The sequence below is a fragment of the Edaphobacter sp. FHG110511_03 genome, assembly GCF_059115365.1.
Genome location: NZ_JBZYWL010000001.1, coordinates 1,617,770 through 1,631,812, shown reverse-complemented (window position 1 = coordinate 1,631,812; position 14,043 = coordinate 1,617,770). Strand labels below are relative to the sequence as shown.

Sequence of the window (14,043 nt, the reverse complement as noted above, 5' to 3'; positions counted from 1 at the left end):
GTTGTGGCAAAAAGCTGCGAACATTCAACTATGGCCTTTGAGAATCCTTGTAGTTGATCCTTTTCTCGATGAAATGCTACGATCCTGATTTTCGAGGGATACTTGAACACGGAGTTCGCCAGTAGCGATAAATCGATTGTGCCATCTGTTGAAGAATGCAGAGAGCAGGTCCGCCGGGTCCTTCTGTCCACAACGTTTCATAATGCGGCCACACTTCAACTTTTATTACAATTTCTTACCGACAGGACTCTTGCAGGCAGTGCAGCCAATCTGAAAGAGTACACCATCGGCGTTGAAGCTTTGGGACGCAAGGAAGACTTCGACCCAAAACTTGATCCGATTGTCCGCGTCCAAGTCCATCGAGTTCGGGTGAAGCTCAGAGAATACTACGATGACGAAGGATCACGAGACCCGATAGTTATCCAGTTCCCAAAAGGCCATTACACCCCGACATTCCAGTTGATGCCAACGACTAGGATCGATAGCCAGCTCGATAAACCCGACACAACCTTGCAAACCGGATCATCCCAAGAATCTGAGACTACAGAAACTCTGAAGAGAGCGGCTGCTCTGGTTCCAATGAAACGCCCGGTCATCATCGCGGTCTGCGCGATGGCATTCTTGGCCCTGGGATATTGGCTCGGCATTTGGCATGGGGCGAGGCGCTTTACCCTAACAGGTTATGCCATTCCGATGCGGCATGACGATCCGGTTGGACTATTTTGGGCACGTTTTCTCGGTAACGACCGTACGCCAGTCATTGCCTACCCAGATGCCGTCTTTCTCCTCGATGATTCCAACGACCTCTTCTGGTTTAGCCATGGTGCAACTGACAGCCGCGGCGCTAAAGTCGATCCGCATGTCGCAAGCCAGGTTTCATCCGTCTCCGCAGTTCTCGCCCAAGAAGGCCATCTATATTATGAAAACGGATACACAGGAACCGGTGAACTCGAATCCATTGCCATGCTCACCCGGCTATTCGGTCAAATGGGCGTCGAGCCAATTGTCAAATCGAGTCGAGATATCACCCCGGATGATCTGAGCCAACATAACGTAATCTTGCTTGGCTCTCCCTTTCAGAATCCCGCTGTGGAGCAACTTCTTACATCGGGCGATTTTAGTTTCAATAACTTGGGAAACCATCGGGCTTGGGGTTCTCAAATTTCGAACGCACGGCCCAAGAACGGTGAAGCGGCTGCGTACCAGACGGAACGAGATCCTGTGAGTCGGGTGCTCCTTGGAGATTACAGTGTCATCACTATCGCTCCCGGAGAGGTACCGGGTAAACGGATCGCAATCTTGGGAGGTCTGGACACCAAAGGTACTCAGGGTGCCACCATGTTTCTGACTTCCGAACATGGAATAGAGCAGTTGAATCGATCAATAAATCCCTTACAAGGGGTTCCATACCAAGCCCTAATTCACGTTCGTTTAGCCAAAGGCTACCAGGTGTTAGGAGCCGATTTGATTTCTGTTCATCCCATCGTCGCCAAGAATTGAACGTCTCGGCGACGTCCTCCTTCTCCCCATGAAATATCCCACCAAAGATTAGCTTCCTAGCCCAGCATTGGGTTCGAATCGCCCCACATGACTTTCGAGGCGCGAGAGTTAACTCTCTGATTTCAATAACTTGGCCGAATAATCTCTGTGTAACGTCCTTGTAACGCGGCTTGAAACGTTGAAGAAAGTGATGGAAAACCCCGGATGTTGCTGCACGGTATCCCTACGTAACTAGTCGATCGTTCCATTGGGTCTTTACGGTTGCAACTGTTTCATAGGCCACATGGCAGGTCATTGGTAGGAGGCAAAAATGAGGAACGAACAGATGCTGAGATCGAAACCGAACCGGACTCGCGAGGCCGCGAGACGATTTGTACTCGCCCTTTGCTTGGGTGCCGCACCGCTCGCATGGACCCAAGGAGTAACCGGTCGAATTGCCGGATCGATCCTCGATCCAAGGGGTGCGGCAATCCAAAATGCGAAGATCACCGTAACCAACCAGGACACCGGCATCGCCACCTCCATAGAGACCGATACACGGGGCGACTATCAAGCGAACAACCTTCCTCCAGGGACCTATCAAGTCAAAGTGGAAGCCCAAGGAATGCAAACTACAGTCTCAAAAGGAATCGTGGTAACGGTCAATAATACGTCCCCTGTCCCCGTTACCCTTCAGGTTGGAACAGCCAGCCAGTCGGTAGAGGTAACAACCGCGGCAGCCCTGATCGACCCCAACAGTTCTTCGCTTGGCGAAGTCTTGGACAGCCGGGACGTAACCACTCTTCCTCTGAATGGTCGTGTGTTTTCTCAACTTGTCCAGACCGTACCTGGATCTATTGCCGCCGGGTTCGGCAGTGCTCCTGAAGCCGCAGCAGGCGCCGGCTCATTCGGCTCAATCACGGCAAGCGTTAATGGAATGCCTTGGGGTGGTACTACCTATACGTTGGATGGCGTTAACAACATGGAACTATTGAATGCCTTCATCAACGTTACCCCTCCCCTCGACTCCATTCAAGAGGTCAAAATCTCAACCAACAATGCGGATATCACCGTCGGAACCTATGGTGGGGCGCAGGTCAACGCGTTTGTAAAATCGGGTACGAACGCCTTGCACGGCTCAGCCTATGAGTTCTTTCGCGATGACTCCTTAAACGCTTATCAATGGCGGGCGACTCAAAAAGCCCCTTATCGCGCAAACCAGTTTGGCGGGTCTTTAGGTGGCCCAATCATTAAGAACAAAGCGTTCTTCTTCGTTGACTATCAAGGTCTCCTTCTCCGAAACGGCATCAGCTACATCCTTACCGTCCCGACCGCACTGATGACGCAAGGTACCTTCCTGAAGAGCCAGTTCCCTGGCCCGATCTATGATCCGCAGACCCGACAGCCATTCCCTACCGTGAATACCGCACAGGGAGATGCATGGCAGATTCCACGGAACCGCTTCGATCCGGTCTCAGCCAACATGGTCGCAGGAAACAGGATCTGGCCGGCGGCCACAGACCAATCAGGCATCAGCAATAACTACAAAGCGAATACGGTCGAACCCGATGATAACCATCAGTTCGACGTCAAAGCCGATTATCAGCTTACGGAGAAGGACCGCATCTTCGGGCGCGAATCCTACCAACGTAGAGACTTATCTGCGCCCTCGCCTGGAACACCATTCATTCAGATCGGCGACGTGAACGCACAGTCGCGCAATCACAACGCAGCGATCGGATATAACCACACATTCTCAGCAACGATGCTGAATGAGTTGCGCTTTGGATTCAACCGATTCTTCACGAAGGACTTCGGCAACGATCTCGGCACGAACGAAAACACTTCGCTCGGTATTCCAAACGGAAATGACCCCGCCTTCGGTGCTACCGGTATGGGGAATTTCAGCATCGGTAATATCACCGCGACCGGCTCGCAGGGATGGACCAACTCACGGAGAATCAGTAATTCCTTCCAGATCACCGACAATCTGACGAAAGTTTTGGGATCTCATACCTTCACGTTTGGTGAGGATTTCCGCAGGCTCGAGGCTTCCCTCACTAATTCAGATGCAAACAAGAACGGAGACTTCAGTTACCTCTCCGACTATACGAGCAGCTGTACGATGAACCCGAGCTGCGTGAACCCCACCGGCGGAAACCAGTTTGCAAGCTTCTTGTTGGGCCTTCCATCGAGCACCGATCGTGGATATGTAGCGACCCTGCCCGCAACACGAGCCATCCTGCTCGGCATCTATACCCAAGACCAGTATCGTGTTCGGCGGAATCTAACCCTCACGCTTGCTCTACGCTGGGACCTGATCACCCCTGCGGTTGACAAGTCAAACCATCAATCGAACTTCAATCTGGCGACTGGACTCCTTGACTTTGCGAACAACGGAAATCGCGCACCCAATGTCAACAGCTACTACGGCGGTTGGTCACCACGCGTGGGCTTTGCCTACACTCCCGAAAACAACACGACTGTGAGCGGCGCCTTCGGTGTTACTCACTTTCCTGGAAACTTCGGTGCGATGGGTGGCTTCCTCGAGCGTAACTATCCCTACTTCGAGGTCTTCACGAATCCTGCCCAACAGCGAAATGTGCCGTTGACTCCTCTGAGCGTTACCGGACTTCCCCAATACATTCCTACTCCGACGAATGCATCCATTGCGCCCCCGCCAGGTATATCAGTCAGCTACATGACAAAAGATATGCAACCTGACGTCGCCTATGCCTGGAATTTCGGCGTTCAACAACAGCTCTCCGACACCATGGCCTTCAGCTTGACTTATGTCGGCACCCGTGGCGTGCATCTCTTCCGGCGCTACAACCTGAATACGCCACCGCCGGGCAGCACCCCCTTCAACTCCCGGTTACCGTACCAGTACTTCGACTCTACGGGGCAGCAATATGCAACCAACATTGGTTTCGCAGGGGCAAACGGAAAGTCCATCTATCACGCTCTACAGGCAGAAATTAAGGTTAACTTCACTCGTTCGTTAGTAGGGCGAGTGAACTATACCTGGTCGAAGGAACTCGACAATATGAACGTCTGGTGGCCTCTGAATGATCGCCTGAATTGGGGTGAAGGAACCAGCCAGGCGCCGAACGTTCCGCAAAACTTCATTGCAAGCCTCATTTATCAACTTCCCTTCGGACGTGGCCAGCAGTGGATGTCCAATGCTGGCAAACCGGTAGATCTCCTGCTGGGAGGTTGGCAGCTCAGCACCGTCACGAAGCTGCAGTCAGGCACACCGCTCACCTTCAACGCGGCCTACGACAATCTTGGCAGTGGGATCACAAACCGCGCGAATGTCGACTGCTCTTCCGTCAGGACGATTGGCTCCGTCTCGCAGTGGTTTGACACGAGCTGCTTCACAACGCCTGCACCATTCCAGCTCGGCAACTCAGGCTTCGGGAAGGTGCACGGCCCTGGCTACTACAACGCGGATCTCTCGCTTTCCAAGACTGCACCAATTCACGAGTCGATGAAGATCACGGTACAGGTCGACGCCTTCAACGTCGCGAACACGCCGCACTATTCGAATCCCGACACGAACCTGGCGGATTCGAACTTCGGTCAGATTAATGGAACGAATGGCAGTCCGAGGCAGTTGCAGCTTGGAGCTCACCTTACTTTTTGACAGAATCTACGTGGTGCGGTGCCAGTAGAGACCCGCGCTATCCAACCTACTTTAGTGCTGAACTCTCCGCAAAGGATTGGATGTGAACAGAAGGAAGTTTGTTTTAAATTCTGCCGCGACAGTAGCAGCTACTCAAACGGGACGATTGTTTAGTAGTGTGAAGTCCTCGCCGAATGAAACCGTCAACTTAATTCCCAAGACGTCCAGTAAAGCTCCTAATTACTGGTGCACATGGGCTGTCCAAAATTACATGTACGGACAAAATACAAAAGTGTTGAATCCAGAGATCCTCGAAGGAGATTCGGGCAGTCAACTCGCACATCAAGCGATGAACGAACAGGTTTTGCTCGGCATGGACGGATGGGGCCGGAACTTCTTTCCCCACGTCCGACAGGATCTCTACCTCATGCTGGACGATGGATGGGAATCAGGAGGGACATCCACGTTTGAACTCGATACAAAGAAGTTCCCTTCATACACGGGCTCAGCTTCGAATCGGCTTCGCGAGTTAAATAAGGCTCTTCAGCAGCAAGGCTGGAGAGGCGCAGCGTTATGGTGCCGTAATACGCCAGGGGGCTCTGAAGACCGCCGCCTGGAAACAATTAGTGCAGAAGCAAGTATTCCCTACTGGAAAGTGGACATCGGAGATCCCAACTTCCACCTCACCAAGGTCCGTAACGCTTCCCATGCACCGCTAACGTTCGAACACGTTCATGGAGAAACCCCACTCAATGGAAATTGGCAACATGAGGGAAGGTTCGGAGCTCAACCACAGGGCTCGAAGCGCCAGGAGATCCTGGCTCGTACCGACGTCTATCGGACATACGACGTAACCTCTATCCTGTCTCTCCCAACCACATTGGATCGATTGTCGGAGATGTTGAAAGGAGCGCAAGGGCGCCTGGGGACCCGTGCGCTCTTGAATGTCGAGGATGAAGTCTATGTCGCGGCCGTGATGGGCTGCACGATGGGCGTGATGCGACATCCTCTTACAGGCTTACGCCCCGGAGAAGACACCGACCTATTCTTCAATGGCCCCCGAAAGGCCAAGCTGCGGATAGATGAGGTTGTTCGGGCCCTCCGGTGGCAGAGGATTGCCGCTCCCTATGGTGCGGGCGAAGGAACTGTCACAGTGAGTGAAGAAGTGCTCACAGACAGTTGGAGGTTCGAGCGTGGCCAGACCTGGCAGAAGGAAGTTGTAGGAAAAACAGCGTATCAGGGGGCACCCGCTTGCATCGCTCGAAATATCGCTCTTCCGAGGGTCCACGCCAAACAGGAAAAGCCATTTGTCTTTGCGGCCAAATTTCCTAATGGGGCAGTAGCTGTCGGCATTCAAGAACGGACTCGTTCCGGCCAAGGATGGTACATGCCTGCTGCGTCGACGGAACTGAATGTAGGGGAAGCTCCAGGGCCGTTCGGCATTTTTGGCTGCTGCAGTTCGCTACAACTCGTTTTTAGTCGTCCCATTGCTGACAGGCGCATCCTTGTACAAGACTTGATGAGTGATGCCGCACATGATGTGACTCCACAGGTTCGCATTGACGGCAATAGGCTGGAGCTCACAGAATCACAGATGCGCAGCTTTGGACTGAGCGGAGCAACCAAAGGAGACCTTTCGTCACCTGGTATGGTTCTGGTCCTCCGTTGAACCGGCACCGAGGAGATTACCAAGTGACTCTACGACACCTTCTATCGGCAACACTTATCTTGGGGCAGTTCGCCATCGCGCAGTCCCACAGTACCTCTTCAATCGAATTTACGTCCTCTATACCTTGGCTAACGCAGTCGTTCGCATGGGCGAAGATAGAGGCCCTCGGATACACAAGAACAGGTTCCGCAACTATAGGACCTTGGTATGAAGCTGCCCTGCCTGGCCGTGACGCGTTTTGCATGCGAGACGTGTCCCATCAAACCGAAGGCGCGGCAGCAATGGGGTTGTACGAGGCAAACCACAATATGCTCCAGAGGTTCGCAGCGTCCGCGGCAAAGTCTCGTGACTGGGCGGCCTATTGGGAGATCACGGGAAAAGGCGCGCCTTCCCCTGCGGACTATGTTTCCGACAACGATTTCTGGTTCAACCTCCCTGCTAACTTCGATGTGCTCGATGCCACTGTTCGCATGATGAATTGGACCGGAGACAGCAGCTATCGGACGTCTTCCATCTTCCACAATTTCTCACGCATCACCATGAGCGATTACTTACGGGCATGGCAGTTGGATCCAGTAATGCTGCTGACACGCCCACGCATTGCCAACCAACGGACAACGGAAGGGCGCTTCGTAGATGCCAGAGGGATTCCTAGCTATTCGGAAGGAACAAAAGACTTCATCTTCGGGGCAGACTTGCTCGCAGCCGAGTATCGAGCGATGCGGTCGTACCAAGAGGTGTCTGAGAACGGTTCGCTCCTGCATAACGAAGAGAAGAATGCCAGCGCGATTCAATCTTTGCTTGAGAAGGTTGCCTGGTCCGAGCAGGACCATCATTACTATGGACCAATCCGCAAAGACCTAAGCGGTTACGGGTCCGGCGACACTATGATTCTCTATTTCGGGGCGGCCAAAGATCCTACACATATTCGGGGAGCTCTCGACTACATCTCTGCCCCCTCTTACTGGAAGCAGATCAATATTGAAGAAGAGACTTATATCGCCCAAACGCTGTTTCGGTATGGCCGTACCTCTGCTGCATACGAAGTCTTAGCAGACATCAGTGCACCAATTAAAGCGAGGCGGGAATATCCGGAAGTCTCCTACTCCGTCGTTAGCGCCATTGTGAGTGGCGTGATGGGAGTTGCCCCTGCGGCTATCGGCGATAACTACGACGTGAGCACTCTCTCGAGGTTGCCAACTAAAATGGACGTTGCTTCCCTCGTGGATATTTCTATTAGACGGAATAGAATACAAGTGACACATCATGGCTCTTCTCTGTCGCGTCTGAAAAATCTCTCCGGTCCACCACTTCGCTGGCGTGCTTCATTCGCAGGAAGATTGGATCGACTCAAAATAATTGAAACGGAAGTTCCAGCACATCATTTCATTGCTTGGGATGGCACACCAATCTCTTGGGCGGACGTGACTGTGGCACGCGGACAAGAGATTACGGTATCGGAATAAACCATTGTTCTCTCTTACCAAACGACCGGGAAATATCGATTACTGTCAAATATTCGTCCAAAATATCGGGAACATTCTCCTCGTATCAAATACTGTGGGCTTTAGTTGAACATTTATTTAGTCGCCCTAGCGAGCACGACCGTAGCTATCAAAAGGAGGGCAATACTAAGCAGGAAACTCTCATAGCCTGTCGCGCAGAACTCTTCCATTCGCCTGCGATCACACCGGCTGAGCAAGCCATAAGCACCATCGTGATCTGGTAGATAGCCCATCCCGCAGAATCTCCAAGTGGCCCCAGTTGATAGGTGGCCAGTCCTTAGACCACAACTGTGGAGATCCATAAGAAACCCATCAATCTACTCCACAGGCAATCGGGAATAGCCTCATGAAATGTCCCCAGCTACGATTGCGGACAAGCAAATAAAACGAATATGCGGCGTTGGGGAGAAAGCCTCCCGCAAGAGCAATTGGCCAGACAGCAACGACTGCAACTGCTGGGTGGACACCACGTCTGGCGACTTGGCCGTCATCGGCAGAGCAGCACCCGGCCTCATTTGCGAACAGCAAACGTCGGCGATTCTGGGATGGTTGAGCACAGGAGCGACTGTCCCGCTACAATGAGAACTTTTGAGAGAGGTCATGACGAGGGTATGCTCCGTTTTTCGCGTCGTAATTTTCTGGGCTCTTCCATCGCTGCTGTCATCTCTTCACCTGAGCTCAATGCCAAGAGTGTAGTGACCTGCTCTTCGCCCTCCTTGCCAGCGCTTCGTGTGCATGCAGGCGGTCACGTGCTGGAGACGGTTGAAGGCACTGCTTTTTTCTGGCTCGGCGATACTGCCTGGGAGCTCATACATTCGACGACACGGGAAGAGTGCAGCTACTACTTACAGACGAGAGCAGCACAGGGTTTTACGGTCATCCAGGCAGTCGTGCTGGCAGAAATGGATGGGGTACATAAGCTATCAGCTTTGGGTTTGGTGCCGTTTGAGAACGATGATCCCGAACGCCCCAACGAAGCCTATTTTCAGCGCGTTGTTGAAGTTGTCGAAGAGGCCGGACGACGCGGGCTCTATGTTGCCCTGCTGCCGACGTGGGGCGACAAACTCACCGCTCCGTGGGGGGCAGGACCACGCCTGTTTCGCAATGACAATCAGGCGGTAGCGCGTTCTTATGCAGCCTACCTCGCACGCAAGGTACAACACTGCACGAACGTCGTGTGGATGCTGGGCGGTGATCGACCTGCACGTCTCGATGAGCACTTTCGCGAAGCAGCCATCAAGTACGGCTTTCCTGAGAATCAGGATTGGACGCCGATCTGGAATGCGATGGCAGAAGGCATCACTTCCGTGTGGCCGACCCCACCGTTGCTTCTCTATCACCCGCAAGGAGGGCCTATTTCAACCTCGATACTGCTACACGATGCAAAGTGGCTTTCTGTCAACGGTATTCAAAGCGGGCACGGAAGCGGACGCGATACACCGACGTGGGAGCTGATCGAGCGGGATTACAACATTGCACCGCCCAGGCCGGTGATCGATCTGGAGCCAAACTACGAGGACCATCCGGTTGATCCGTGGCCCACCTGGAACCCTGCGAACGGATACTTCCGCGATTACGATGTGCGCAAGCAACTCTATCGCTCCGTCTTCGCCGGTGGATGTGGCGTCACCTACGGCCATCATGCGGTCTGGCAGTTCGCTAGTAAACGAAACGGAGTTATCAACCATGCGGATCGGGACTGGACGGACGCGATGGTGCGGCCAGCAGCTCAGCAGGTAATGTACCTGAGCAGGCTCATCGAATCGCGTCCGTTCTTCGAGCGAATTCCTGACCCATCGATGATCGTGACAAAATATGCGAATCACTTTGAACATTCGCAGGCGACGCGTGACGCAAAAGGACGCTACGCGATGATTTATGTACCGAATGCCGGACAGAAGATCACACTGAATCTCGCTAAGCTTCGCGATGGTGAGCGCGTCGGATGGTGGTTCGATCCGAGGACTGGTATCGGACAGCGCATGGACGCGGACCTTTCCATGGCGCAGGTGCAGTTACAGACGCCAACGCATGGGCCGGATTGGGTGATCGTTATCGACGATGCGAGCCAAGGATTTGTTCCGCCCGGCATCGTGGAGCGTTGCCATCCCTAGGCCAGTTTCGGGTACATTGGCCGGCATCTGCCGACAAGCTTCAACTAATCCGCCCGGGGGCGGATATGGTCAAAATTCAGTGGCAGCAATATACCGCATCCAGCTTCGCGATTCTTCACTGGCCTTAGGAGTCTTCATTTCGGAAAAAAAGGATTTCATGGACTGGCGGATCTTCTGTTCGCCTTCGCTGGTGCAGTATTTGCAGGCGAGCTGGAGGAAGACCGAGGTGTAGGGCATCGTCATTGTGGTCTTGAGGAAGAGGATCTCGTAGTCCTTGCCAGCTTCGCTGATCCTGCCGAGGATCTTTTTCATTGAAGGCCACTTCAAGGGAAATCCGCTGTAACATGAAGACCGTGAAACCTTCGCGGCTGCGAACGACGATCACCTCAGTTGCTACTCTCTTTGTAGCTATTGTGGCGGTGGGCTTCGCGAGACACGCTCTGCATAGCCGGGAAGAATCCGGCTTGCGCGAAGGCCACATCAACTTTAGTCGCGATATACGCCCTATCCTCAATCAAAACTGCGTAGGTTGCCACGGCGGAGTACGTCAGAAGGGTGGCGTTTCCTTCATCTTCCGGGACGAGGCACTAGGGACTGGAAAGAGCGGGCATCGCACAATCATTCCGGGGAATCCCGACGGCTCCGAGCTCATCGTGAGGATCCTCTCCGACGATTCCGAAGTCCGCATGCCGTATCACGGGCCCAGGCTGAGCGGTCAGCAGATCGGGGTCCTGCGGCAGTGGATCAAGGAAGGCGCTCAGTTTGACGATTACTGGGCGTTTGTACCGCCAAAGCCGCAACCCCTGCCCGAAGTAAAACAGCAGCGCTGGATTCGGCAGCAGCTGGACACCTTCGTCCTGTCGAGACTTGAACAAGAACACCTGTCTCCTTCTCCGGAGGCAGGCAAGTCCGAGCTACTGCGTCGTGCTTCACTCGACATAACCGGACTACCACCTACGCGTCAGGAAGAAGCTGCATTTGCTGCGGACAACTCTTCGAATGCTTATGAGAAGCAGGTCGATCGACTACTCGCCTCGCCACGATATGGCGAACGCTGGGCCAGCATGTGGCTCGATCTCGCCCGTTATGCAGACTCTATGGGGTTTGAGAAAGACCTGTCTCGCAACGTATGGCCGTATCGCGATTGGGTCGTCAACGCATTTAACAGCAACATGCCGTATGACCAGTTTTTAATTCGTCAGCTCGCCGGTGACCTTCTTCCAAACGCGACGATGAATGACCGCATTGCAACGACATTCCATCGCCTGACACCGAACAATGATGAAGGCGGAACGGACGACGAAGAGTACCGCATGATCGCCGTGATGGATCGGGTTGCAACGACCTGGCAGATTACAAGCGGCGTTACGATGAATTGTGTCCAGTGCCACTCGCATCCGTATGACCCTATCCGTCACACGGACTACTACAAATCACTGGCCTTCTTTAACACACAACGGGATTCCGATCTGACAGACGATGCCCCTGTATTGCCCGTCCCCTCGGATCATGCCCAGTATGCTGCTGCGGACAAACTTGAAGGCGACGTGCGTGCACTTGTGCATTCCATCGAGAATTCGGATCGCGCTATGGAAGCAGCATCCTCTTGGAAACAGCTTCGCATTGACAGTGCTGGTGCGGACGACCTTGTCATCCTGAAAGACAAGATACCGGCGTTGGAAAAAGCGTTGGAAAGCGCGAACAAAGAAACACGACTTCCTGCCGAGCAGAGGACCGAACGTGTCATCTCCACGAAAAAGGCTCTCGATGAATCACGGGCGCAGATGGAGGCCGCAGAAAAGCGTAACGGCGCGGCGAAGACATTTACCCTCACGAACGGTGAAGCCTACGCGAAGCCGGAGACGCCTGCACAGTCGATCTATCAGGTAACTGGCAAATCTCCCGTATCGCAGATTACCGCCCTGCGCCTCCAGGTCCCTCCCATCGACGCAGGAAAGGCATCCCATACTCCCGAAGATGGCTTCATCGCTAATCGCCTCCAGGTGTTTGTCGTGACGGCGGAGGGACAGAAAAAAACTGTTCCCATGGCTTACTTCGCGCAGGATTCAGAGGAAAATCTGATGGCTGCCGAACGAGAAGGCGAGAAGCCGCTTGCCGGAACAGAGAAGTCAGGAGCACCGGCGGTAGCGAAGGACAACCCTTCCAGGGCTGTCTCGGCAAAGGCTTCTCAACACGACAAGAGATCCGAAAAGGCAAAGCCGGTACCAGCTCCACCAATGAAGACCGCTTTCGCGGCGGCCCCGCGCACAATCCAGGAAGAGATTCCAAGCCCCTTCGCAGCGCTTCCAAAGCTCTTTCAAACACGATGGATGATTGGAGTGCCTGCAGAGCCAGTCTCCCTTGCGAAGGATGCGCACATTGAAGTCAACATCAAACAGACTGGAGATATCGACAGCAAACCCGCCAAGGTCATGCGCTTGCGCATCGACGTTAGTGACGATGCAAGATGGACACAGTCGATCACCCAGCACAGAGCCAATACCGATCGCTTGTTCGCACTGGACAAGCAACTCCATGACATCTTGACCGTGCCGGTTCCAGTCATGGTGGAACAGCAGCGCTATGAGCGGCGCCCCACCCTTGAATTTGAACGTGGAAACTTCCTCACGAAGGTTGGCCCTGACCTCGAGCCGGATGTCCCTGCAATCTTTCCGAAGTTTCCAAAGGGAGCGCCACGGAACCGCCTGACGCTGGCGAAGTGGTTTTTTCAGCCAGACCAGCCGCTGACTGCACGCGTCGCCGTGAATCGATATTGGGAAGAGTTATTTGGAGCAGGGATCGTAGAAACACTGGAAAACTTCGGAAGCGTTGGAGAACCACCAAGCCACCCAGAGTTACTGGACTACCTTGCGCTGCACTTTCAGAACGATCTCCACTGGAACGCGAAGGCACTTATTCGTGAGATCGTCACAAGTGCAACCTATCGGCAGAGCGCAGTAGAGACGCAGCAACTGCTCGTACGCGACCCGAAGAACCGGCTGCTTGCGCGCGGTCCGCGGCAACGTCTTACGGCGGAGATGGTTCGCGATCAGGCGCTCTTGGCAAGTGGTCTCCTCGACACAACCGTCGGTGGCCCTCCGGTCATGCCGCCTCAACCGGCCGGCATTTGGAACTCTGTCTACAGTGGGGAAAAGTGGACCGATGCCACAGGCTCTAACCGGTATCGCCGTGCAATCTATACCTTTGTGAAGCGCACCTCTGGATATCCGAGCGCCCTGATCTTCGATGCTTCGGACCGCGATGTCATGCTTCCCCGCCGCATCCCGACTAACACTCCCCTGCAGGCTCTCGTTACGTTGAATGATCCTGTGTATCAAGAGGCATCCACCGCCCTTGCATTGCGTGTCATGAACATGACACGGCCACTGGCAAACAACCCAACGGGAGAGGACATCCTTACAGAACAGCTTCGCAACGCGACCGAGCTCGTGCTCTCTCGCCCGCCGACTGATGGAGAACTGGCATTGCTGCGTCAGGCTTATGTGCGCGCACTTCGCAATCAGGGTTCAGCCAAACTTGTTCGAGCAAACTATCCTTCCTCCACTCACAGTAGTCGCAGTGCCGAGATAACCGGCTTAACCACTGTAGGTAATATTCTCTTCAACCTCGATGCAGCCCTTGTGAGGTGAC

General features: G+C 53.9%; 7 protein-coding genes. 6 read left to right on the top strand and 1 reads right to left on the bottom strand.

Features of this window, described 5'->3' with window-relative positions; translation table 11 throughout:
- The first annotated feature begins 102 nt into the window (after positions 1-102).
- From AC5S26_RS06685 to AC5S26_RS06665, 5 genes are all read left to right on the top strand, one after another.
- The gene (locus AC5S26_RS06685; RefSeq protein WP_494184073.1) at positions 103-1,500 is read left to right on the top strand and encodes a hypothetical protein; all 1,398 of its coding nucleotides are present in this window, start codon (positions 103-105) and stop codon (positions 1,498-1,500) included.
- A 310-nt stretch (positions 1,501-1,810) separates the two neighbouring features.
- A complete protein-coding gene (locus tag AC5S26_RS06680) occupies positions 1,811-5,125 on the top strand; it encodes an outer membrane beta-barrel protein (RefSeq protein ID WP_494184072.1) in 3,315 nt (1,104 codons plus the stop codon).
- A gap of 271 nt (positions 5,126-5,396) precedes the next feature.
- Positions 5,397-6,773, top strand: a complete 1,377-nt coding sequence (locus tag AC5S26_RS06675; protein WP_494184071.1) for a hypothetical protein — start codon at positions 5,397-5,399, stop codon at positions 6,771-6,773.
- 59 nt (positions 6,774-6,832) lie between these two features.
- Positions 6,833-8,239 (top strand): hypothetical protein, encoded by a 1,407-nt coding sequence (locus AC5S26_RS06670; protein WP_494184070.1) that lies wholly within the window; start codon positions 6,833-6,835, stop codon positions 8,237-8,239.
- A 650-nt stretch (positions 8,240-8,889) separates the two neighbouring features.
- Entirely contained in the window at positions 8,890-10,392 is a 1,503-nt protein-coding gene (locus tag AC5S26_RS06665; protein ID WP_494184069.1) for a glycoside hydrolase family 140 protein, read from the top strand.
- Between the two features lie 69 nt (positions 10,393-10,461).
- Here the strand turns inward: AC5S26_RS06665 and AC5S26_RS06660 are convergent, their stop codons facing one another.
- Positions 10,462-10,704, bottom strand: a complete 243-nt coding sequence (locus AC5S26_RS06660; RefSeq protein WP_494184068.1) for a hypothetical protein — start codon at positions 10,702-10,704, stop codon at positions 10,462-10,464.
- A 32-nt stretch (positions 10,705-10,736) separates the two neighbouring features.
- On the opposite strand from AC5S26_RS06660, the gene AC5S26_RS06655 reads away from it, so the two are divergent.
- Positions 10,737-14,042: a PSD1 and planctomycete cytochrome C domain-containing protein gene (locus AC5S26_RS06655; protein ID WP_494184067.1), complete on the top strand. Its 3,306-nt coding sequence runs from the start codon at positions 10,737-10,739 to the stop codon at positions 14,040-14,042.
- Position 14,043 lies beyond the last annotated feature (1 nt).

What these genes read in the sequence shown, in the direction of transcription:
- AC5S26_RS06680 (WP_494184072.1), top strand. Translation starts at nt 1,811, where the DNA reads ATGAGGAACGAACAGATGCTGAGATCGAAACCGAACCGGACTCGCGAG.
- AC5S26_RS06665 (WP_494184069.1), top strand. Translation starts at nt 8,890, where the DNA reads ATGCTCCGTTTTTCGCGTCGTAATTTTCTGGGCTCTTCCATCGCTGCT.
- AC5S26_RS06660 (WP_494184068.1), bottom strand. Translation starts at nt 10,704, where the DNA reads ATGAAAAAGATCCTCGGCAGGATCAGCGAAGCTGGCAAGGACTACGAG.
- AC5S26_RS06655 (WP_494184067.1), top strand. Translation starts at nt 10,737, where the DNA reads ATGAAGACCGTGAAACCTTCGCGGCTGCGAACGACGATCACCTCAGTT.